Origin of the sequence: Lapillicoccus sp. (genome assembly GCF_039935575.1) — a bacterium.
Classification (GTDB): domain Bacteria; phylum Actinomycetota; class Actinomycetes; order Actinomycetales; family Dermatophilaceae; genus Lapillicoccus.
Window position 1 is genome coordinate 25025 of record NZ_JBDTKA010000132.1, and the last position, 22037, is coordinate 47061.

General features: G+C 70.6%; 19 protein-coding genes. 1 reads left to right on the forward strand and 18 read right to left on the reverse strand.

Features of this window, described 5'->3' with window-relative positions:
- Nucleotides 1-20: 20 nt before the first annotated feature.
- The 18 genes from ABI385_RS15870 to mraZ form a co-directional block, all read right to left on the reverse strand.
- Nucleotides 21-1325, reverse strand: a complete 1305-nt coding sequence (locus ABI385_RS15870) for a DivIVA domain-containing protein (RefSeq protein WP_348104733.1) — start codon at nt 1323-1325, stop codon at nt 21-23.
- Between the two features lie 164 nt (nt 1326-1489).
- Nucleotides 1490-1771, reverse strand: coding sequence for a YggT family protein (locus ABI385_RS15875; RefSeq protein WP_348104734.1), 282 nt, complete (start codon nt 1769-1771; stop codon nt 1490-1492).
- A gap of 70 nt (nt 1772-1841) precedes the next feature.
- The gene (locus ABI385_RS15880; RefSeq protein WP_348104735.1) at nt 1842-2363 is read right to left on the reverse strand and encodes a cell division protein SepF; all 522 of its coding nucleotides are present in this window, start codon (nt 2361-2363) and stop codon (nt 1842-1844) included.
- Between the two features lie 58 nt (nt 2364-2421).
- Complete coding sequence (locus ABI385_RS15885) at nt 2422-3192, reverse strand: YggS family pyridoxal phosphate enzyme (RefSeq protein ID WP_348104736.1); 771 nt, start codon at nt 3190-3192, stop codon at nt 2422-2424.
- Between the two features lie 7 nt (nt 3193-3199).
- Nucleotides 3200-3946, reverse strand: coding sequence for a peptidoglycan editing factor PgeF (gene pgeF, locus ABI385_RS15890; RefSeq protein ID WP_348104737.1), 747 nt, complete (start codon nt 3944-3946; stop codon nt 3200-3202).
- A gap of 94 nt (nt 3947-4040) precedes the next feature.
- Complete coding sequence (ftsZ, locus tag ABI385_RS15895) at nt 4041-5282, reverse strand: cell division protein FtsZ (RefSeq protein ID WP_348104738.1); 1242 nt, start codon at nt 5280-5282, stop codon at nt 4041-4043.
- Nucleotides 5283-5547: 265 nt separating this feature from the next.
- Nucleotides 5548-6372, reverse strand: a complete 825-nt coding sequence (locus ABI385_RS15900) for an FtsQ-type POTRA domain-containing protein (protein ID WP_348104739.1) — start codon at nt 6370-6372, stop codon at nt 5548-5550.
- The gene (gene murC / locus ABI385_RS15905; RefSeq protein WP_348104740.1) at nt 6369-7952 is read right to left on the reverse strand and encodes a UDP-N-acetylmuramate--L-alanine ligase; all 1584 of its coding nucleotides are present in this window, start codon (nt 7950-7952) and stop codon (nt 6369-6371) included. Before murC ends, ABI385_RS15900 begins: the two co-directional genes overlap by 4 nt.
- Nucleotides 7949-9088, reverse strand: a complete 1140-nt coding sequence (murG, locus tag ABI385_RS15910) for an undecaprenyldiphospho-muramoylpentapeptide beta-N-acetylglucosaminyltransferase (protein WP_348104741.1) — start codon at nt 9086-9088, stop codon at nt 7949-7951. Before murG ends, murC begins: the two co-directional genes overlap by 4 nt.
- A gap of 31 nt (nt 9089-9119) precedes the next feature.
- Entirely contained in the window at nt 9120-10445 is a 1326-nt protein-coding gene (gene ftsW, locus ABI385_RS15915) for a putative lipid II flippase FtsW (protein WP_348104742.1), read from the reverse strand.
- 38 nt (nt 10446-10483) lie between these two features.
- Nucleotides 10484-12028, reverse strand: a complete 1545-nt coding sequence (gene murD, locus ABI385_RS15920) for a UDP-N-acetylmuramoyl-L-alanine--D-glutamate ligase (RefSeq protein ID WP_348104743.1) — start codon at nt 12026-12028, stop codon at nt 10484-10486.
- Entirely contained in the window at nt 12025-13107 is a 1083-nt protein-coding gene (gene mraY / locus ABI385_RS15925) for a phospho-N-acetylmuramoyl-pentapeptide-transferase (RefSeq protein ID WP_348104744.1), read from the reverse strand. The genes murD and mraY overlap by 4 nt, the downstream gene beginning before the upstream one ends.
- A complete protein-coding gene (murF, locus tag ABI385_RS15930; RefSeq protein WP_348104745.1) occupies nt 13104-14585 on the reverse strand; it encodes a UDP-N-acetylmuramoyl-tripeptide--D-alanyl-D-alanine ligase in 1482 nt (493 codons plus the stop codon). Before murF ends, mraY begins: the two co-directional genes overlap by 4 nt.
- A complete protein-coding gene (locus tag ABI385_RS15935) occupies nt 14585-16180 on the reverse strand; it encodes a UDP-N-acetylmuramoyl-L-alanyl-D-glutamate--2,6-diaminopimelate ligase (RefSeq protein WP_348104746.1) in 1596 nt (531 codons plus the stop codon). The genes murF and ABI385_RS15935 overlap by 1 nt, the downstream gene beginning before the upstream one ends.
- A 10-nt stretch (nt 16181-16190) precedes the next feature.
- Complete coding sequence (locus ABI385_RS15940; protein WP_348104747.1) at nt 16191-17963, reverse strand: penicillin-binding protein 2; 1773 nt, start codon at nt 17961-17963, stop codon at nt 16191-16193.
- Between the two features lie 253 nt (nt 17964-18216).
- Complete coding sequence (locus ABI385_RS15945) at nt 18217-18789, reverse strand: hypothetical protein (RefSeq protein WP_348104748.1); 573 nt, start codon at nt 18787-18789, stop codon at nt 18217-18219.
- The gene (rsmH, locus tag ABI385_RS15950; protein WP_348104778.1) at nt 18786-19856 is read right to left on the reverse strand and encodes a 16S rRNA (cytosine(1402)-N(4))-methyltransferase RsmH; all 1071 of its coding nucleotides are present in this window, start codon (nt 19854-19856) and stop codon (nt 18786-18788) included. Before rsmH ends, ABI385_RS15945 begins: the two co-directional genes overlap by 4 nt.
- A gap of 255 nt (nt 19857-20111) precedes the next feature.
- Nucleotides 20112-20543 (reverse strand): division/cell wall cluster transcriptional repressor MraZ, encoded by a 432-nt coding sequence (gene mraZ / locus ABI385_RS15955; RefSeq protein WP_348104749.1) that lies wholly within the window; start codon nt 20541-20543, stop codon nt 20112-20114.
- 444 nt (nt 20544-20987) lie between these two features.
- On the opposite strand from mraZ, the gene ABI385_RS15960 reads away from it, so the two are divergent.
- On the forward strand, nt 20988-22016 hold the full coding sequence (locus tag ABI385_RS15960; RefSeq protein WP_407068294.1) for an AAA family ATPase: 1029 nt from the start codon (nt 20988-20990) through the stop codon (nt 22014-22016).
- The last annotated feature ends 21 nt before the right edge of the window (nt 22017-22037 follow it).

Below are 22037 nucleotides of genomic sequence, written 5' to 3' on the forward strand. Positions count from 1 at the left end.
AGGTCGTGTCTAGGTCTCGTCTAGGTCGTGGTCTGGCCCGCGTCGGCGGGCTCGGTGTCCGCGGCGGTCGCCTCTTGCGGCGCCGAGTCTGCGCCAGTGTGGTCGAGGTCGTCGAGCTGGCCCTGCAGGTAGGACTTGAGCTGACCGCGGTAGGTGCGCTCGAATCCGCGCAGCTGGTCGATCTTCTGCTCCAGCAAGCCCTTCTCCTCCTCGAGCTCGCCGAGGACCTCGGCCTTTTTGTTCTGTGCCTCGGCCACCATCCCGGTCGACCGCTCGCGCCCTTCGGTGATCATCTGGTCGTGGCGGTCCGTCGCCTCGGCGATGAGGGTGTCGTGTTGGGCCTGAGCGGTCGAGAGCAGCTCGTCGTGGCGTGACTGGCCGGTGATGAGCAGCTCGTCGTGCTTGGCCTGCGCCGTGCCTATCAGCTCGTCGTGGGTTGCCTGCGCGGCGCCGACCAGCTCGTCGTGCTTGCTCTGGCCGGTGTTCACCAGGTCGTCGTGGGTGGCCTGACCGGTGGAGATCAGCTCGTCGCGCTGCGCTGCACCCTTGCCCACGTGCTCGTCGTGCAACCGCTGTGCCAGCTCGATGAGCGCCGCTGCACTCGCACCACCGGCGGCACCCCCCGCGACCGCACGCATGACGCCGGTGTTGGTGTCGGCAGACTGGCCCTCGGTGGGCGCCATGGCCGGAGCCTCCGTGACGGCTGTCTGGTCGGCGCGCTCCTGCGCCTCCTGGGCGCGCTGCTCGGCGGCCTGCACCTTCTCGTGCGCCTCGGCTGCGGCTGCGGAGGAGGCTTCCGCGCGCTGCTCGGCGGCCTGCACCTTCTCCTGCGCCTCGGCAGCAGACTGCTGGGCTAGCTGCAGCTCGCCTTCCAGCTGGCTCACGCGCTGCTCGGCGGCAGCCCTGGCCTCACTCGCCTCGCGGGCCCGGGTCTCGGCGGCGTCCAGACGCTCCTGCACGGAGGCGTCGATGGCCCCTTGGCGGTCACGCACCTGTGCCTCCGCCGCGGCGACGTCGGCCTGCGCCTTGGAGAGACGCTTGCCGACCTCCTTCTCCTTCGACTCCGCCTCGGAGATGCGCGCGCGCAGCCCGGCGAGCTGGGACTCGTCGACCTCACCCGCGTGGCCGTCAGAGCCGTTCTGTGAGCCTCGACCGGACTGGACCTCGTCCAGCTGGTGCTTGAGGTCGTCGCGCTGACCCACAAGGGCGCGCATCTCCGCGACGACGTCGTCGAGGAAGTCGTCGACGTCTCGCTCGTCGTAGCCCTTGCGGAACTGCGTCGTCTGGAAGTGCTTGTTGAGGATCTGTTCGGGCGTCAGCGCCATAAGTTCCACCTCGGTCGTCGTGCCGGTTCGGGGGCAACGTTAGCGCCCGGAGAAACCACGTCCAACCCGACTCTGCGCGGGATGGGAGTTCTGACTCTGCGCGCAGGCGCGAGGGACCCGGGGCGTGGCCGGCCGCGAAAGGCGTGGCACGCGTGGCGCGAGGGTCAGGCGATGCGGACGTTCATGAGGATCGAGGTGATCACCATGAGCACAAGAAAGGCGATGTCGATGCGCATACCGCCGAGGTTGATCGACGGGATGACCCGACGGAGCAGCCGCAACGGCGGGTCGGTGACCGAGTAGACGGCCTCCGCCACGACGAGGATCGCCCCACGCGGGCGCCACTCTCGAGACAGCACCTGGACCCAGTCGAAGATCAGTCTCCCGATCAGCGTGAGAAAGAACAGGAAGACCACCGTCGAGAAGAGGGATCCCACGAGGCGCATGAGACCAGTGTCGCTGATGGTTGCTGTCAATCCACACAGCGGTTGCTGTGGAACGCCCGAGGACGCCCCGTCAGGACTGGTTGAAGAAGCCCCGGGTGGCCGGAGCCGCCTCGGGCTCCTCGGCAGCCACCTCGACGTGCTCAGGAGAGAGCAGGAAGACCTTGGACGTCACCCGCTCGATGGTCCCGTGCAGACCGAACACGAGGCCGGCCGCGAAGTCCACCAGCCGCTTGGCGTCGGCGTCGCTCATGTCCGAGAGGTTCATGATCACCGGGGTGCCCTCGCGGAACGCCTCGCCGATGGTCTTGGCCTCGTTATAAGTCCGCGGGTGGATCGTCGTGATCCGGTTGAGGGGACCCACCTCGGGCTCGCGCACCAAGGTGGCCACCTGCGTCCGGCGTGGCAGTGACGTCACGGCAGCCCCGCGCTCGGGTCGGTCGGGATGAGCCGACCGGTCGGGCCGCTCCGAACGGTCGGCGCGGGCGTACTCGTCGTCACGGGAGTCGCGCAGCTCGCTGTCGTAGCCGTCGTAGCGCTCGTCCTCCTCGGCGAGCCCGAGGTAGACCATCGTCTTGCGAAGCGCCCCAGCCATCGTGGAACTCCCTTTTCCTTGTGAGCTGCGTGATACGAAACCTGTTGCTGCAGTGACGTTAGCGAAGCGGCGGCCGCGAGCCGAGGATTGCGCTCCCGACACGCAGGTGAGTCGCTCCATGGCGCACCGCCGCCTCGAGGTCTCCGCTCATGCCCGCCGAGACCCAGGTGGCGTCGGGGTGCGACGCCTGTATGCGTGTCGCCACCTCGGCCAACCGCGCGAAGGCCTCGCCGGGGTCGGCGTCCGCCGGGGCCACCGCCATCACTCCGCCGAGATCGAGTGCGGCACTACCGGCGATGAGGTCGGCCAGTCCTTCGGCGTGGCCGACAGCGATGCCTCCGCGGGAGGTGTGGGCCGCATCGGACGGAGCACGCGGGTCGGGGCCGGGATCGAGACTGGGATCGAGGCGGGGATCGAGGTTGACCTGGACCAGGACCCGTGGCCGCCGCCCCTCCCGTTCGGCCGCAGTCGCGAGTGCGCGAACAAGCTTCGGGCGGTCGGCGGTGTGGACGACGTCGGCATAGGAGACGACCGAAGCCGCCTTGTTGGTCTGCAGCTGGCCGATGAAGTGCCAAGTCAGGTCCACGCCCTCGAGTGCGACATCCTCGCTCTTGGACCGCGCCTCCTGGTCGCGGCTCTCGCCGAACTGGCTCACGCCGAGGTCGGCCAACAGGCGCACGTCGGACGCGGGGAAGAACTTCGTCACCACGACCAGGTTGATCTCCGCGGGGTTGCGACCCGCCTCGTCGCAGGCGACGGTGACCCGCCGGCGTACCGTCTGCAGGTTGTCGGCTAGCTGCCTGCCGCGTTCCTGCGGCCGCACGCTCATCCCTTCGTCACGACGGCAGTAAGCGGACGACGCCGGCGAACCGGCCGGTGGTGCCGTCCCGACGGTAGGAGTAGAGGTCGGCGTCCTCGCGGGTGCAGCCGGGCACCCACGTGACGTCGACCCCGAGACCGGTGAGCTGGTCGACGACGCCGGCCGCCACGTCGATGGCGGGGGTGCCCGTCCACGAGAGCGTGGCGCTGACCGGACTGACGTCCGCCGCCACGTCGCGCATCGAGGCCGGGACCTCGTAGCACCGCCCGCAGACCGACGGTCCGACAACGGCCACCAGGTCGTCGACTCCGGCGCCCTCGTCGACCATCCGCTCGACGGCCCGCAGGGCAACACCCGCGACCATCCCGGGTCGGCCGGCATGGACCGCCCCGACGACGCCGGCGACCGGGTCGGCGAGCAGGACGGGTACGCAGTCGGCCGAGAGAGCGGCCAGCGCAAGGTCGTCCCTGGTGGTGACCACGGCGTCGAGGGCGGGCGGTTCGGCGCCCCACGGCCCGTCGACCGTGGTGACGTCGGCGCTGTGGCATTGCCGCATGAGGATGAGATGGTCGCGCGAGACACCAAACGCTTTCGCGAGGTCACGCCGGTTCGACTCGACCGCCTCCGGGTCGTCGCCGCTGCCACCGCCGAGGTTGAGGCCGGACCAGGGACCGACGCTGGCGCCTCCGGTTCGCGAGGTCACCGCGAACCGCACCCCATGGCGGCCGGCGCCGGGCTCGAGCTCGCAAGTCCAGAAGAACACCTCCCGATCCTCGCAGAACCGGGGTGCTCGACTCCTCGTTGTCCTACCTTCCTCGTTCTCCTACTTTCCTCGTTCTCCTACTTTCCTCGTTCTCCTACTTGAGGAAGTCCGGCACGTCGAGGTCGTCTCCGTCGTCGAAGGTCACAGTCCGCGGCGGTGTCTGCGAACCACCTGTCGCACCGACCGGAGCGGGCGTGGGAGCCGGAGTGGACGAGGTCGAACCCGACTCGCCGTTGCTGCCCGAGCCTCCGTCGCGCGACGGAGCAGGCAGACCCGACGAGCTGGTGGGCCGTGACGGTGCGGGCGGCTGCGGATGCTGACCACCGCGGCTGTCGCCGGAACGCTCAGCCGAGGCGAGCGCCCGCTCGTCGCGCAGCTTGGTCGGGCCACCACCGTCGAACCCGGCCGCAATGACCGTCACGCGGACCTCGTCGCCGAGGGCGTCGTCGATGACGGCGCCGAAGATGATGTTGGCCTCGGGGTGCGCGGCCTCCTGCACCAGTCGAGCAGCCTCGTTGATCTCGAACAGCCCGAGGTCGGAGCCACCCGAGATGGAGAGCAGCACCCCGTGCGCGCCGTCGATGCTCGCTTCCAGAAGGGGAGACGAGATGGCCAGCTCGGCAGCCTGGACCGCCCGGTCCTCGCCGCGGGAGGAGCCGATGCCCATCAGGGCCGAACCGGCGCCCTGCATGATCGACTTGACGTCGGCGAAGTCGAGGTTGATCAGCCCTGGGGTGGTGATCAGGTCGGTGATGCCCTGGACGCCGGAGAGCAGTACCTGGTCGGCGCTGCGGAACGCGTCCATCATCGAGACGCTGCGGTCGCTGATCGACAACAACCGGTCGTTGGGGATGACGATGAGGGTGTCGACCTCCTCACGCAGCCCCGCGATGCCGGACTCCGCCTGGTTGGCGCGGCGGCGGCCTTCGAAGGTGAACGGGCGGGTCACGACCCCGATGGTCAGGGCGCCGAGGTCGCGGGCGATCTTGGCCACGACCGGCGCACCGCCGGTGCCGGTGCCACCGCCCTCCCCGGCGGTCACGAAGACCATGTCGGCGCCCTTGAGCACCTCCTCGATCTCCTCCGCGTGGTCCTCCGCGGCCTTGCGACCCACCTCGGGGTCGGCGCCCGCGCCGAGACCGCGGGTCAGCTCACGGCCCACGTCGAGCTTGACGTCGGCGTCGCTCATGAGCAAGGCCTGCGCGTCGGTGTTGATGGCGATGAACTCGACACCCTTGAGGCCGACCTCGATCATCCGGTTGATCGCGTTGACGCCTCCGCCGCCGATGCCGACGACCTTGATGACGGCCAGGTAGTTGTGCGGGTCTGCAGCCACGGGAAGGGCCTTCCTGAAGTTACTGGTGCGGGTACGTGTGCCTACTCGGCGTGTCCAGCGAGGCTCAACGTCTACCTGACGGTTATATTCCGGTCAGCCTCGCCTGGGCGAGACGCTATGCCGCTGCCCCGGCCCGATCAACACGCCGCGCGGCGTGTCCCTCGACCTTCCGCGGAGATTCACGCCCGGCGGGCACCCGATCGGGACGCGAGAGCCTTATGGGGCCTCTGGGACGGGAGTGACGACCAGCCCTACCCGGTGTCGGTCAGCGCGTGACGGGGGTGTCCGGCGCGCTCACGTCGATGACGGCCGGGTTGGTCCGCAGCAGCGCGTTGAGCACGGCGAGCTTCTTGGCCCCGTCGTCGCTGCCACCCCAGACCACGCTCACGGCGCCGAGCTGCAGGGTCACCAGGTCGGCGCTCGTGACCGTGAGGGCCGAGACGGTGCTGCGCTGGGTGGGGCTGAGGACCTGCAGGACCTCGATGGCGGCCCGCAGTCCTGCCGGGTCCGGCGCACTGGAGGTGGCGTTGACCTGCGCGATCCCCGGGGGTAGTGCGCTGACCGCCTCGAACGGGATGCCTCGCGCATCCACAACCTGTAGCTGACCTTGAGGGTTCTGGACGCCCAGGACGGCAACTTTCCGCTCCACCTGCACCGTCACCGTCGAGGGCCAGGACCGCGTCACGGTCACGGACGCCACGGTGGGGATCTTCGCAACCCGGGCGGCTGCACCCGAGGTGTCGATCTTGACCAACGGCACCCCCAACGGGATGGCCGCTGCGGCGGCTACGGCCTGCGTCTCCGCCGGGTTGGACAACCCGTTCACCGCGACCTCGCGGGCCGTCAGCACCGGGCTCCAGGCAACCAGCCAGACCACCGCCGTCACCAGGAGGACGATCGCGACACCCACGGTCAGGAGCAACCGCGGCCAGGTACGGGCCCGCCGGGCCCGGCGGGCCCGCTCGTCGAACCGGTCGTGGGTGGACCGGACCTGCGACTTCAGGGTTGCGGTGGGCCGAACCAGGGTCGACGGCTCCTGTGTCGTCTTCGACCTTGCCGCCTCGGCCAGCCAGCGCGGCCGCGTACTCATGAGCCCGCCCCCGACTCGTCAACTGATCCGTCAGCAGATCCGTCAGCAGATCCTCCAGCCGACTCCCCAGCCGACTGCCCGGCCGATCCCTCAGCGCGGCCTGCCTCACGCAGTCGCAGCAGGATCTCTGGTCCGATCATCGTCACGTCGCCGGCACCGACCGTGAGCACGAGGTCACCCGGAGCGACCAGATCCACAACGGCGTCGGCGACGGCCGCCCAGGACGGGACATAGACAACCCGCGCCCCGGTTCCCTCGGCACCCGGGACGGAGGCAAGGGCGCTCACCGCGTCGGCCACCAGCCGGCCCGAGACACCCGGCAGCGGGTCCTCGCGGGCGGCATAGACGTCCATCACGACGACGACGTCGGCGCGAGCGAGCCCCGCCCCGAGCTCCTGCGCGAAGTCCCTGGTCCGCGAGTAGAGGTGCGGCTGGAACACCACGACCAACCGACCCGCACCAGCGTCGTCGAGCAGCTGCCGGGCGGTGTCGACGACCGCGGCGACCTTGCCGGGGTTGTGGGCATAGTCGTCGACGATCTGGACACCCGCCTCGCGCCCCTTGGGCTCGAACCGGCGGCGCGTGCCTGTGAAGCCGGCCAGGCCCGCGACCACCTCGTCGGCCGGCTGCCCCAGTCCGACGGTGGCGGCCGCCAGTGCTGCAGTGGCGTTGAGGAGGTTGTGCTCGCCCGGCACCAGCAGGCGCAGGCGATGCTGCGCGCCCGACAGCGTGACCGTGGCCGCCCAGGCGAGTCCGCGATGCTCCACGTCCTGCACCCGCACGTCGGCATCCTCGGCTAGCCCGTAGGTCAGGACCCTCAGCTCCGGGTCGCCATCGTCTCGCCTCGTGCGCGCCCAGTCGGCCAGCCGTCGTGCTCCCTCGTCGTCGACCCCGACGACGAGCAGCCCGCCGGGCTCGATCGTCCCGACGAGCTCCCGGTATGCCTCCTCGACCGTCTCGAGGTCGCCGTAGAAGTCGAGGTGGTCGGGTTGCACGCTCGTGACGACGGCGACATGGGGCCGGTAGACCAGAAACGAGCCGTCGCTCTCGTCCGCCTCGACGACGAACACGTCCCCGGTGCCCAGATGGGCGTTCGTGCCGTGCCGGGCGAGCTCGCCGCCCACCGCGAACGACGGGTCGACGCCGCACGCCTGCAGCGCCACAGTGAGGAGCGAGGTGGTCGTGGTCTTGCCGTTCGCGCCGGCGACGGCCACCCGACGGCGCCCGCGCATCGTCGAGGCGAGAGCCTGGGCGCGGTGCAGGACACGACGGCCGCCGGAGCGAGCCGCGACGAGCTCGGGGTTGGACTCGCGGATCGCCGAGGAGATGACAACGGTGTCGGCCGTAGCGACGTGCGCGGGGTCGTGCCCGACGACGACCGTCGCGCCCTCGGCCGCCAGGGTCTGCAGCAGCGAGGATTCCTTCGCGTCGCACCCGCTCACCTCGAGGCCCTGGGCGAGCATCACCCGGGCGACACCGGACATGCCCGCCCCGCCGATCGCCACGAAGTGCACCCGACCGAGGTCGGCGGCGGCAGGAACCTCGGCGAGGAAGTCGAACCGGGTCGTCGGGAGGCTCACGAACCCACCCCCGGGGTGACCGGGGTCCCGGTGGGCCCCGCGGCATACGCCGCGTGCACGAGGTCGACGAGGTGCTCGTCCGCGTCACGCTGCCCGACGGACGCGGCAGCATCGCCCATCGTGTCGAGACGCGCGCCGTCGGTGGCCAGCGCAAGGACATGCTCGGACAGCCACCGCGGGGTGAACCTGGCGTCTTCGACCAGGATCCCCCCGCCGGCGGCCACCACGTCGGCTGCGTTCCGTCGTTGTTCGCCGTTGCCGATCGGCAACGGGACGTAGACCGCTGGCAGCCCCACCGCCGTCAGCTCACAGACCGTGTTGGCACCCGAGCGGCACACCACGAGATCGGCTGCGGCGTAGGCCAGCTCCATCCGGTCGGCATACGACACGACGACGTATGGCGCGCCCACGGGCGGTAGGTCAGGCGTGAAGTCCTTGCCGGCCCCAGTGACGTGCAGCACCTGGATCCCGGCTGCGCTCAGCTCGAGGCTGCGGGCGGCGAACGTCTCGTTCAGCCGCTGCGCGCCGAGCGACCCGCCGGTCACGAGCAGCGTGGGCCACTGCGGATCGAGACCGAACGCCGCCATTCCCTCGGCACGCCGAACGCCGCGGTCGAGCTGCGAGACCTCGCGACGCAACGGCATACCGACCAGCGTCGCGTGGGCCAGGGCGGTTCCCCTGAACGTGGTCCCGACGAACCGGGTGAACCTGGCGCCCAACCGGTTTGCGACTCCCGGGGTGGCGTTCTGCTCGTGGACGACGATTGGCAGTCGGCGTCGGCGAGCAGCCAGGTATGCCGGGGTCGAGACGTAGCCACCGAAACCCACCACGACCTCGGCGCCGGTCTCGTCGATGGCCCGGCCCGCCGCCGTCACAGCCTTGCGCAGCGCACTAGGGAGTCGCATGAGTGCGGGATCCAGCTTGCGCGGCAACGGAACTCGCGGAACGAAGCGCAGGTCGTAGCCGCGGGCGGGGACCAGGCGCGCCTCCAGCCCGGTCTCGGTACCCAAAGCGGTCACCGTTACGTCGGGGTCGCGCCGACGAAGGGCGTCGGCCAGAGCGAGGAGCGGCGAGACGTGTCCCGCCGACCCTCCGCCGGCCAGCAGCACCGAGGAGGGACGGGCAGCGGTCTCCATCAGCGAACCGGCACCGCTGCGTTTGCACCCGTCACCGCTGCCTGCGCCGGGGAAGCACCGCGAGAGAGCGCCGGACCACACTCGGTCGTGCGGCGAGGATGTCCCGGGCGCCGGGCTCGTTGCGAGCGAACGAAAGCAGCATTCCCAGAGCGAGCAGGGTCGTGACAAGGGCCGAGCCACCGGCCGAGACAAGCGGGAGCGGGACGCCGATAACGGGGAGCAGACCGATCACCGCGCCGATGTTGATCATCGTCTGCAGGAGGATCCAGGCCATCACCCCAGCCGTGGCGACCCGGACGAACTGGTCGCGCGAACGCTGGACGAGCCGGTAGCAGCCCCACGCCAGCAGAGTGAACAGCGCCAGGATGACCAGGGTCCCGGGCAGCCCGAGCTCCTCGCCGATGATCGCAAAGATGAAGTCGTTGTGAGCCTCGGGCAGCCAGCTCCACTTCTCCTTGCTGGCGCCGAGCCCGACGCCCCACCACCCCCCGTCGGCCAGCGCGTAGAGACCGTGGACGGACTGGCCGCAGGTGCCGTCGGGGTCGGTGCAGCTGTTGCTCAGCCACTGGGTGATCCGGTCCATCCGGTTCTGGCTCGTGATGACGAGCACTGCGGTGACGGCCCCGAACGCCGTGGCCGCGAGGATGAAGAACCGGGCGGGAACGCCGGAGACGAACAGCAGGGCGCCGACGATTCCGATGAGGATCAGGCCGGTGCCCAAGTCGCGTCCGGCGAGCACTAGCCCGACCGTGACCAGGACGATGGGGACGAGGAACGGCACGATCACGTGTCGCAACCGGTCGAGCAGCTTGCGCTTCTTGGCCAGGACCGCGGCTCCGATGAGGATCAACGCGAGCTTGAGCACCTCGGACGGCTGGATCTGCACCCCGAGCCGGACCCAGTTGCGGTTGCCGTTGACCGAGACGCCGAGCCGGGTGAAGACAAGCGCCTCCAGAGCCAGTGCTCCGATCAGGGCGGGCAGCGCCAGCTTGCGGTACCAGTGCACCGGAACGCGGGAGGCGGCGGCCGCCAGGACGATGCCGATCGCCGCGAACTTGGCCTGGTCGAGGAAGACCGTGAACGACGACCCGTCCTCGCGGTAGGAGGTGATCATCGACGCCGACAACACCATTACCAGGCCGATGACGACGAGGATCGCGGTGGTACTCAACAGCACGTAGTAAGTGGTCACCGGTGACTCGAGCCGTTCGAGGAACGGCAGGGCGCGGTGGAGCAGGCCGTGGTCCTGTTCGGCGTCGCGCTGCTCGGCCTGCTGACCCTGCGGTGCCCGTTGGCGTGGCCCCGAGGGCGCACCGGGTGTGCGCGCCCTGGCCCGCGGCGTCACTGTGCTGGTCATCGGCTGGTCATCGGCTGGTCATGTCGGTCGCGCCGCCGTCAATGCGACTCGGCGTACCGGCGTACGGCTGCCTCGAACGCGTCGCCGCGCGCGGCGTAGTTGGCGAACATGTCCATCGAGGCCGCAGCGGGTGCAAGCAGAACGACGTCACCGTCCTGGGCGAGCGAGACGGCCCGCTCGACCACAAGGTCCATCACGTCGAGTGCGGCCATGGGCCCAGTCTGGGGCGGTTCGAGGTCGACGACCGGGACCTCGGGCGCGTGTCGGGCCAGCGCATCGGCGAGGCGGGCGCGGTCGGCACCGATGAGCACGACGCCGCGCAGCCGGTCCGAGACCGCCGTCACCAGGTCGGCGAGCTGCTGCTCGTCCGCCCCCTTGAGCAGGCCACCGGCCACCCAGACGACCCGCTCGAAGGAACGGAGGGAGGCCAGGGCGGCGTGCGGGTTGGTCGCCTTGGAGTCGTTGACGAACCTGACTCCGTCGACGGTCGCGACGTCGGCGATTCGGTGGGGGCCCTGGCGGAAGGTCCGCAGGCCGTCGCGCACCGACAGCGGTCCCACTCCGTAGGCCCGCGCGAGGGCCGCTGCGGCGAGGGCGTTGGCGACGTAGTGCGGCGGGAGGCTCGGGGCGTCGCCCTGCAGGTCGAGCAGGGTGCCGAGCTCGGCGGCGGAGTTCTGCCGCTGCTCGACGAAGGCACGGTCGGCGAGCACCTCGTCGACCAGACCCAGCATCGACGGCGCCGGCACCCCCAGGGTGAAGCCGATCGCCCGACACCCCTCGACGACCTCGGCCTCCATGACGAGCTGTTCGGTGAGCGGGTCGGCGACGTTGTAGACGCACGCGATGTGGGTGTGCTGGTAGATCCGGCCCTTGGCGCGCAGGTACTCCTCGAACGAGCCGTGCCAGTCGAGGTGGTCGGGGGCGACGTTGAGGCAGGCCGACGCCACCGCCGACACCGAACGTTGCCAGTGCAGCTGGAAGCTGGACAGCTCAACGGCGATGACGTCGAACGGCTCGGGATGGAGCACCGCCTCGAGGATCGGGGTGCCGACGTTGCCGGCGCTCGTGGCGCGCAGCCCGGCTGCCCGCAGGATCGCGGCCAGCATGTTGACGGTCGTCGTCTTGCCGTTGGTGCCGGTGACGGTCAGCCAGGGAGCGGCACCGGTGGATGCCCGCATCCGCCAGGCGAGCTCGACCTCCCCCCAGACCGGTATGCCTCGCGCGGCCGCCTCGAGCAGCACCGGCTGGTCGGGTCGCCACCCCGGCGAGGTCACGACGAGGTCGATGAGCTGACCAGCCTCGAGAGGCATACCGGCCGTGTGTTCGGGACCTTGGCGCACCTCGACGCCGAGGATGTCGAGGATGCCCGCCCGCTCGTCGTTGGCCGTGACCTCGCCGTGCGGTCGCCCGTCGATGACCGTGACGACCGCCCCACGCTCGGACAGGGCGTCGGCGGCGGCGAACCCGCTCAGCCCGAGCCCGGCGACCAGGACGCGTAGGCCGGACCAGTCCGCGTCGCGGTGGGTCAGCCCGGGCCGGGGCTCGTAGGGGTCGGCGAACTTGTCCAGGCTGTCGTCCGTCACGAGGTCCCCACCACCCACTCGGCGTAGAAGATGCCCAGTCCCAGCGCGACGAAGAGTCCCGCGATGATCCAGAACCGGATGACCACGGTGATCTCGTTCCACCCGATCAGCTCGAAGTGGTGATGCAAGGGCGCCATCCGAAGTACCCGTTTACCCGTGATCTTGAACGAGCCGACCTGGGCCATCACCGAGAGCACCTCCAGGACGAACAATCCGGCCAGGATGATGACGAGCAGCTCGGTCCGTGTCGTGATCGCGAGCCCCGCGAGCGCACCGCCCAGGGCCAGGGAGCCGGTGTCGCCCATGAAGATCTTGGCCGGGGAGGCATTCCACCACAGGAACCCGAAGCACGCCCCCATGCCCGCCGCGGCGACCATGGCCAGGTCGAGACTGTCGCGCACCTCGTAGCACTTGATGCCGGGGTTGGTCTGGCAGTTCTGGTTCGAGGTCCAGATGCTGATCAGGACGTAGGCGCCGAACACCATCGTCGACGCCCCGGTGGCGAGCCCGTCGAGCCCGTCGGTGAGGTTCACGCCGTTCGAGGTGCCGGCGATCATCAGGTTGGCCCAGAGGACGAAGAGCAGGACCCCGCCGACCGTCCCGGCGAACGCGAGGTTCACGTGCGTGTCGCGCACGACCGAGATGAACGGTGACGCAGGAGTGCGGCGCTGGTCGTTGGGGAAGTTCAGCGCGAGGACCGCGAAGATCACCCCGACGAGTGCCTGGCCGGCGAGCTTCTGCCCCGACCGCAGCCCGAGGGAACGCTGTTTGGAGATTTTGATGAAGTCGTCCAGCCACCCGATCAGGCCGAGACCGGTCATCAAGAACAGCACGAGCAGCCCGCTCATCGACGGGGGGGTGAGGGTGAACAGGTGCGCGACAAAATAGGCGACGAGCACCGCGCCGAGGATGACGGCCCCCCCCATCGTCGGGGTGCCGCGCTTGGTGTGGTGCGACGTCGGTCCGTCGTCGCGGATGAACTGACCGTAACCGCGCCTGCCCAGGAACCGGATGTACATCGGCGTCCCGAGCAGCGCGGCCAGCAGTGAGACGGCGGCCGCCCCGAGCACGCCCTTCACTGCGGCACCTCCAGCCCGACCAGACGGTCCCCGAGCCACCGTAGCCCGGCGTCGCGGCTGGACTTGAGCAACACCACGTCACCGGGGGCGAGCTCACGTCGCAGCAGCTCGTATGCCGCGTCGACGTCCGGCACCCAGCGGCCGGACCCGCTGGCCGGGCCAGTCGAGCCAATTGAGCCAGTCGAGCCTGCTTCGACGATGGGTCTGGCCCCGGCGCCCACGGCGAGGACCTGGTCGACGCGCAGGGCGACGGCCCGGCGACCGAGCTGCTCGTGCTCGGCCCGGGAGTCGGCTCCCAGCTCGAGCATCTCCCCGAGAACCGCCCAAGACCGCCGGGCGGGCGTGGTGGCCGTGGAGATGGCGTGCAAGGCGTCGAGGGCGGCGCGCATCGAGTCGGGGTTCGCGTTGTAGGCATCGTTGACGACGGTCACTCCGTCCGTGCGCTCGACGACCTCCATCCGCCACCGGCTGACGGCGGCGGCCTCCCCCAGGACCTTGACCGTGAGGTCGAGGTCGAGACCGCACTCTCGCGCGACTGCGACCACCGCGAGCGCGTTGCCGACCTGGTGGGCGCCGGCGACACGCAACCGGACGGGGCGCTCGCCCTGTGCGGTGACCAGCACGAAGGTGGCTCGTCCCGCGTCGTCCAGACGGACCTCCCGAGCGCTGATGTCCGCCGGCTCGCGGACACCGGTCGTGACCACTCGAGCCGAGGTGCGGGCCGCCATCGCGGCGACAGCCGGGTCGTCGGCGTTGAGGACGGCCAGGCCGTCGGGTGTGAGGGCCTCGACGAGCTCACCCTTGGCCACGGCGATGTTCTCGCGGCTGCCGAACTCCCCGACGTGGGCGGACCCGACGTTGAGCACCACGGCGACGTCGGGCGGGGCGATGCCTGTCAGGTAACGCAGGTGACCGATGCGTCGGGCCCCCATCTCCGCGACGAGGAACCGGGTCGAGCTCGTGACCCGGCAGACGGTCAGCGGGACGCCGATCTCCCCGTTGAGCGAGTCGACGGGTGCCACCGTCTCACCCGCCACGCAGAGCACCTGCGCGAGCAGGTCCTTGGTGCTCGTCTTGCCCGACGAGCCGGTCACCGCCACGACGGTCAGGTTCGGCGCCCGGTCGACGACCCCGCGCGCCACCCGGCCGAACGCGACCTCGACGTCGTCGACGACCAACGACGGCAGGACGTCGACGGGCCGACTGGTCAGGGCGGCGACGGCACCGGCCTCGCGCGCCGACTCGACGTAGTCGTGCCCGTCGGCATACTCGCCGACGCGCGCGACGTAGAGGCTGCCGGGACGGCACTGGCGCGAGTCCGTGGTCACCGGTCCGTCGACCACCAGGTCGCCGAGCATCGCCGTGTGCTGAACCGTCTGGGGCCCGTTGGTCGGCCCGTTGGTCGGCCGGTTGCACAGCCCGGGGTGAAGGGAGCCACCCGTGAGCACAGCGAGATCCCGCAGGGTCGTCGGGATCATCAGGTCGCTTCCGGTCGGTAGTCGAGGCCGTCCAAGGCTGCCCGCAAGGCGTCCCGGTCGTCAAAAGGATGCACGACCCCGGCAATCTCCTGCCCCGTCTCGTGGCCCTTACCGAGGACAACCACGGTGTTGTCGCCGGCCACACCCTCACGGCGCGCCGCCAGGACCGCGTTCGCGATGTGGGCGGCGCGCCCGGCGGAGGAGGACTGGGACCAGCGCGGACCGCGCCTCCCCGAGGCGATGTCGGCGTCATAGGGCAGCACGTCGCGCATCCCCTCGATGATCTCGGAGCGGATCGCCGCAGGGTCCTCGGACCGGGGGTTGTCGTCGGTCACGATGACGTCGTCGGCCCACCTGCGGGCGGCCGCACCCATCCCGGCCCGCTTGCCGCGGTCCCGGTCGCCGCCCGCACCGAGCACCACGACGAGCCGCCCTGGTGTCGAGGATCGGAGTGCACGCAGGGCGGCCTCGACAGCATCGGGGGTATGCGCGTAGTCGACGATGCCGCGAGGGTCCCGCCGCGGGTCGGGGTGGGTCGCGGTGACCAGCTCCATCCGCCCCGGCACGACCGGTTCCCTACCCATCGCCGGAGCAACATTCGAGAGCGGGTAGCCCGCCTCGACCAGGGCAACCGCTGCCATCGCCGTGTTGACGATGTTGAACTCCCCGGGCAGGTGGCACTGCAGGGTCACCGAGCCGTGCCGTCCGGTGAGGACGAGCTCCGGCCAGGTCCGGGGTCGCACGGACCAGTCCGCTACCGCGCCCAGGTGGGACCCCAGCGTCACGACGGGGACCGTGGACTGAGCGGCGAGCCGCACGCCCCAGGAGTCGTCGACGCAGACGACGCCGCGCCGTGAGTGCTCCGGCGTGAACAGCCGCGCCTTCGCTGCGAAGTAGTCCTCCATCGAGCCATGGAAGTCCAGGTGGTCCTGCGAGAGGTTGGTGAACAGGGCCACGTCGAACACCGCCCCGTCGACCCGGTGCTGGGCGAGGGCGTGGCTGGAGACCTCCATCACCACGTCAGTGGCCCCCCGCTCGCGCATCAGCGCCAGCACCGCGTGCAGCTCGGTCGCCTCGGGCGTGGTCCGGCTCGACTTCAGGCGCTCGTCACCGATCCGGGTCTCGACGGTGCCCATCAGACCGGTGCGGACGCCCATCGCGCGCAGGGCTGCCTCGATCAGGTAGGCCGTGGTCGTCTTGCCGTTGGTCCCCGTCACGCCGATCAGCCGCAAGGCGTCGGCCGGCCTCCCGTAGACCACCGCTGCGACGTCGCCGAGGACGGCGCGCGGCTCGCTGATGACGAGCACGGGCACGTGTGTCACACCCGCAGCCGTGAGCAGCGCGTCGCCGGCCGGGTCGGTGAGCACGGCGACCGCCCCGCTCGCGACCGCCTCAGCCGCGAACGACGCCCCGTGCGTGGCAAAGCCCGGGAGCGCCGCATACAGGTCGCCGGGCTGCACAGTGCGGGAGTCGAGACTGACGCCACGGACCGCCACCGGGCCGTGGGGGCCACCGCTGCTGAGGGTGGCCCCCACGAGGCTCACCAACTCTCCCAGCGGCACCTCGGGAACCGAGGTGGGACGGGGGGCGGGCACTCCTCGAAGGCTACCCTTTGCGTTTCTCACCGTTGAGCACGGCGGGATCGTTGGGATCCCACGCCGAGTCCTGCGAGTTGAGCGGGATCACTGGCCCGACGGTGCCGGTCGGGGCGATCTGGGCCCGCTGCAGCGCGTACGTCATCACGTCCTTGAAGACCGGGGCGCCGAGCAGCCCCCCGAAGTGCCCCTGGACGGGCTGCTGCAGGGTGACGGCGACGACGTACTTCGGGTTGTCCGCCGGGGCATAGCCGATGAACGAGGCGGTGTATCCGCTGTATGCGCCGACCGTCTCGTCGTAGCGGTTCGCGGTGCCGGTCTTGCCGGCGACCCGGTAGCCGTCGATCCTCGCCTTGGGAGCCGTCCCGTGCGGGCCGACCGCCTCCTCGAGCATCTGGCTCACCTTCGTGGCGGTGTCCGTCGCGACGACGCGGATGCCCTGCGGCTGCGGGGCGAGGTTGACCTTGCCGGCCGAGTCGGTGGTGCTCTCGACGAGGCTGGGCGGGATCCGGACCCCGCCGTTGGCCAGGGTCTGGTAGACCCCGGCCGCCTGGATCGCGTTGAGCGAGTAGCCCTGACCGAACAGCACGGTGTAACGCTGCGACCCGCTCCAGTCCGCGGCTTTGGCGAGGATGCCCGCGGACTCGCCGGGGTAGCCGATGCCTGAGGCTGACCCCATCCCGAACTTGCGGAAGTAGTCGTACATCGTGGCTCGGGGGACGTTCTCCGTCGCGAGGATGGTCCCCATGTTGCTCGACATGGCCAGAGCTCCCGCGACGGTCAGATTGAGCGTGCCGTGCTCGACGTCGTCCTTGAACACCGTGTCCGACCGCGGCAGCCGGTTCGGGACGATGAGCTGGCTGGTGGGCTGGACCAGGCCCTCTTGGAGCGCGGCGGCCACAGACATGACCTTGCCTGTCGAACCGGGCTCGTAGACGTCCTGGAACGCGTGGTTGACCAGCCCGGCCGGGGTCGACTGACCGACGGCGCTCGGGTCGAAGGTCGGGTAGGAGGCCACGGCGCGCAGCTTGCCGGTCTTGACCTCCTGCACGACGACGTAGCCCGACGAGGCCTGGCTCTGCGTGACCATGTTGGCGATCTGGTTCTGCGCGAACCACTGCAGGTCGGCGTCGATGGTCAGCTTGACGTCGTCGCCGTTCGCGGCAGGGGTGCTCTCCTGGACCGCCCAGGGGATCTCGGTGCCATCCTGCGCGCGCTGGTAGATCTGCTTGCCCGGCGTGCCCTTGAGCGCGGAGTTCTCCATCACCTCCAGGCCGCCACCGGCCGTCCCGTCGGCCTGGACGAAGCCGACCAGGGGCGCCGAGGTCATCCCCGCGGGGTAGATCCGCTCGGCCGTCGCCTCGCTATAGATGCCCGGGATGCCGAGGGCGGTCAACGACCGGTATGCCAGCGGCGTCACCTCCTTGGCGACGACGACGTACTTGGTTCCCATGAGCAGCGGGATCAGGGCGTCCGCCGTCGTGCCGAGGATCGGGGCCATGTCCTGCGCGGCGCCGACCACGCCCACGGTGGTGGTGGTGCCGTTGACCTTCCTGGCGTAGGTCGCGATGGCCTTCTGGTCGACGTAGACGGTCTTGCGTTCGACGCTCGAGGCGAGTACCACCCCGTTGGTGTCGGTGATCTCGCCGCGCAGCGCCCGGTCGACCTTGGTCACCAGGCGCTTGTCCAGGGCGGCTTCCTGGACGCGGGAGGCGTCGAAGGCCTGGACGCGCAGCAGCTGGGCGGCGAAGACCGTGAAGACGAACATCGCGGTGACGAGCATGAACCGGACGCGGCGGTGCGGGTTCGCGACGCCCGCCCGCGGGCGCCGGCGTGACGGGCCGCGAGGTGGCCCCCCGCGGGGCTCCGGACGGGGGGATGGACGGGGGGATGGACGGGGGGATGGGCGAGGGGACGACTGCGCACGGGCGGGGTCGGGTCGTCCGCCGGACTGCCTGCGCGGCGCCTGCTGCCTCACGTGCCGGGTCACCTCTGGGTCTCGTCTCGATCTTGCGCGCGGGCGGTGGGGAGCGGGGTCACCCCGCGGGCGCTGCGGGAGTGGCGGGTGCGGGCGTTGCGGGTGCGGGCGTGGCAGGTGCGGGCGCTGCTGGTGCTGCGAGTGTGGCCACGGGTGCAGCTGGGGCGACCGGTGCCGGTGGGGCGGGCGTGGGGCTGGTGACGACGTTAAGTCGCTGCTGTGCCTTGGCGGGCTGCGCCACGCCGATCAAGGCCCCGTCGGACAGTCGGATGAAGGCCATGCTCGTCGCGGGCACCATGCCGAGCGCCTGAGCCTTGCCCGCCAACGAGCTGGGGGAACGCAGGTCGTCGACCCCCTGGGTCAGCTGTTCCTGGGTGTCCGTCAACGTTCCGGACGTGCTCTGCAGGTCGCGCAGCTGGAAGGTTCCTTGCGCCAGCGCGGTGTTGAAGATGAGCAGCGCGACCAGGCCGGCCGCGAGCAGCACGAGGCACAGGGCGGCGAACAGCCCGCTGCCGGTCTGGCGGATGGCTGCGGGCACGACGCGCAGGGGCGCCAGCGGTCGTCCGGTGGGCCTGGCGGCCTCGCGCGACCACCGGGGGTGCGCGACGGCATTTGTCTGGCTCTGGCTCATCCTCGGCGTCCTTTCGTCCTTGCTGCGCTGCTGCTGCGACGGGCTCGTGCTGGGGGCGCTGCGCGCGGTGAGCGCCTCGGCCCGGCGGCGACGCGTTCCGCGGCACGCAACCGTGCCGAGGCGGCGCGCGGGTTCGCGGCGACCTCCGCCTCGGGCGGCTCCTCGGCTCCGCGAGTGAGCAGCCGCAGGTATGCCGCGTGCTCGGCCGGCTCAACCGGCAGGTCGGGAGGCGCGCTCGAGGTCGAACCGGATGCGAGCGCGCGTTTGGTGATCCGGTCCTCGAGCGAGTGGTAGCTGAGGACGGCGATCCGGCCACCAACCGCCAGCGCGTCGACGGCGGCAGGCAGAGCGTCCTCCCAGGCCGCCAGCTCGGCGTTGACCTCGATGCGCAGCGCCTGGAAGGTCCGCTTCCCCGGGTGTCCCCCGCTGCGTTGCGATGCCTGCGGAATGGTCGAGCGCAGCAGCTCGACGAGGCGGCCCGAGGTGGTGAACGGCTCCTTCTCACGCTCCCGGACTACGGCACCGGTGATCTTGCGGGCGAACCTCTCCTCGCCGTAGTCACGCAGGATCCTCGTCAGCTCCCGCGGCTCGTAGCTGTTGAGCACGTCGGCGGCCGTGATGCCGGCGCTCTGGTCCATGCGCATGTCCAGCGGCGCGTCGACCCGGTAGGCGAACCCGCGGTCCTGCTCGTCCAGCTGGAGTGAGGAGACACCCAGGTCGAACAGCGCGGCGTCGATCGTGGCCAGCCCGAGGGAGGCGATGATCGACGAGAACTCGTCGTAGACGGCGTGGACCAGGGTGAGCCGGTCGGCATACCGACCGAGCCGGGCCCCGGCGAGGTCGAGAGCGTCCTGGTCGCGGTCGATGCCGACGACCCGCGCAGTGGGGCAGGCCTGCAGGATGGCCTCGGCGTGGCCACCCATGCCGAGCGTGCCGTCGACGTAGACCGCCCCGGGGGCGATCAGTGCCGGCCGCAGCAGCTCCACGACCCGGTCCCGCAGCACGGGGACGTGCCGGGGGGCAGCAGGTTCACCGCCCTCTGCCCCGGCTGTCCCGGTTGTCGTCATCACCCGGCTGTCCTTATCGTCAAAGGTCCTCGTGCTGGTGGCGGTCGGTGCTGGTGGCGGTCGGTGCTGGCGGTCGGTGCTGGTGAGCGGCGGTGGCTCGAGAGGTGGTGGTCGGATCTGCGACCTGGTCCCCATCCGCTGCGGGTTGTCTCTCCCGGTGCCCGGGACGGGGGAAGTCGTCTCGGGAGGGTCAGCGGCTGGAGGCCAGGGCTCAGATCAGGTAGGTCAGTTGGGGTCAGAGTGGGTCAGAGGGGGCTAGAACAGGCCGGGTACCACCTCCTCGGACTGCTCGGCGTAGGCCTGCTCGCTCGCGGCGAGATAGGTCTCCCACGCACTGGCGTCCCAGACCTCGATCCGGTCGCCGGCCCCGATGACGGCGCAGTCGCGCGTCAGCCCGGCGTACTGCCGTAGCGCGGGCGGCACGGTCAGACGGCCCTGCCGGTCCGGGACCTCGTCGTGCGCTCCGGCGAGGAAGACGCGGATGTAGTCCCGCACGGCCTTGGACGAGGTGGGGCCCTTCTGCATGGCGCCCGCAATCTCGACGAACGTGTCGGCCGGGTAGACGAACAGGCAGCGCTCCTGCCCCTTGGTCACGACCAGGCCCTCGGAGAGGCGGTCCCGGAACTTGGCGGGCAGGAAGAGACGGCCCTTCTCGTCTAGTCGGGGTGTGTGCGTCCCGAGAAACACGCGCCACCCCCTCAATCCGTCTGCGCCGGAACACCATGCTCCTTGTTGCCCCACCATACTCCACTTCGCACCACATCTGCCTAGAAACAGGCCCAAGTAGGGGTGCGTTGCTGCTGTTTTCGCAGTTCAGAACCCGTGGGGGGAAGTGGGGCGGGCCACACTCCCGGCGGCGGCACCCGGCGGCACCCGGCGGCACCCGGCGGCACCCGGCTGGCGGCCTACCGACTGGTGAACCGCGTGAACCGACCGGCCGTCCTGCGCGAGGTTTCGGTTCTGGGTGAACTTCTAGGCAAGTGGAGCGTTGTGGGGGAAGATCAGACCAGCCATCGGGGGCGGGAGATCGACCTGCCCGCACCCAGCCCCCAGCGCTCCACCAGCGCCCACCAGCAGGCCCGACCCGGGCCCCCGACACCACCAACGACGGCCGGAGGACACGTGACCAACGTGACGGACCAGACCGACCGGAGCCCGCAGGGTCCCCCACCAGCCCGCCCCGAAGCCACCGGCCCGCGCACCACGACGGACGCCCTCGCCGAGGTGCGCGCGGTGGTCCGCTCGATGTCGGAGGCCATGACCTCGGTGATCGAGGGCAAGTCCGAAGTCGTCACGACGGCGATCACCGTGCTGCTCGCCGAGGGTCACTTGCTACTCGAGGACGTGCCGGGCGTCGGCAAGACGATGCTCGCCAAGACGCTCGCCAAGACCATCGACTGCACAGTGCGCCGGATCCAGTTCACGCCCGACCTGCTGCCCAGTGACATCACCGGGGTCAGCGTCTTCAACCAGGACGTGCGGGACTTCGAGTTCCGTCCCGGCGCGATCTTCGCCAACGTCGTGGTCGGCGACGAGATTAACCGTGCCTCGCCCAAGACCCAGTCGGCGCTCCTGGAGAGCATGGAGGAGGGCCAGGTCACCGTCGACGGGCGGACGTACGGGTTGCACAAGCCGTTCATCGTCATGGCGACCCAGAACCCCATCGAGATGGAGGGCACCTACCCCCTCCCGGAGGCGCAGCGCGACCGGTTCATGGCCCGGATCTCGATGGGCTACCCCTCGCCGGCCGCCGAGGTCGCGATGCTGGAGACCCACGGCGGTACGCCTCCGCTCGAGCGTCTGCAGTCGGTGACCGACGGCGACACCATCGCCCGGCTCATCGACGTCGTGCGCGACGTCTGGGCCAGCCCCGCCATCCGCCAGTACGTCGTCGACATCAGTACCGCCACCAGAACAAGCAGCGCGCTGCGACTGGGGGCGTCGCCGCGTGCGACCCTGCACCTGCTGCGCGCCTCGCGCGCCGTCGCCGCCCTCGAGGGCCGCGACCATGTGCTGCCCGACGACGTCCAGAGCATCGTGGTCCCCGTGCTCGCCCACCGGCTCATCCTGTCCGGAGAGGCGCAGCTCGCTCGCCGCACTGCGGAGGACGTCCTGCACGAGATCGTCCGACGCGTCCCCGTCGCGCCCTTCAACCGGTGACCGGCCGCCCCTCCTCGCGCT

Bases quoted from the DNA above. Each gene is read 5' to 3' on its own strand.
- ABI385_RS15870 (WP_348104733.1), bottom strand. From the start codon at position 1,325: ATGGCGCTGACGCCCGAACAGATCCTCAACAAGCACTTCCAGACGACG.
- ABI385_RS15875 (WP_348104734.1), bottom strand. From the start codon at position 1,771: ATGCGCCTCGTGGGATCCCTCTTCTCGACGGTGGTCTTCCTGTTCTTT.
- ABI385_RS15880 (WP_348104735.1), bottom strand. From the start codon at position 2,363: ATGGCTGGGGCGCTTCGCAAGACGATGGTCTACCTCGGGCTCGCCGAG.
- ABI385_RS15885 (WP_348104736.1), bottom strand. From the start codon at position 3,192: ATGAGCGTGCGGCCGCAGGAACGCGGCAGGCAGCTAGCCGACAACCTG.
- ABI385_RS15900 (WP_348104739.1), bottom strand. From the start codon at position 6,372: ATGAGTACGCGGCCGCGCTGGCTGGCCGAGGCGGCAAGGTCGAAGACG.
- murG (WP_348104741.1), bottom strand. From the start codon at position 9,088: ATGGAGACCGCTGCCCGTCCCTCCTCGGTGCTGCTGGCCGGCGGAGGG.
- ftsW (WP_348104742.1), bottom strand. From the start codon at position 10,445: ATGACCAGCACAGTGACGCCGCGGGCCAGGGCGCGCACACCCGGTGCG.
- murF (WP_348104745.1), bottom strand. From the start codon at position 14,585: ATGATCCCGACGACCCTGCGGGATCTCGCTGTGCTCACGGGTGGCTCC.
- ABI385_RS15940 (WP_348104747.1), bottom strand. From the start codon at position 17,963: ATGCTCGTCACCGCGATGTTCGTCTTCACGGTCTTCGCCGCCCAGCTG.
- ABI385_RS15945 (WP_348104748.1), bottom strand. From the start codon at position 18,789: ATGAGCCAGAGCCAGACAAATGCCGTCGCGCACCCCCGGTGGTCGCGC.
- rsmH (WP_348104778.1), bottom strand. From the start codon at position 19,856: ATGACGACAACCGGGACAGCCGGGGCAGAGGGCGGTGAACCTGCTGCC.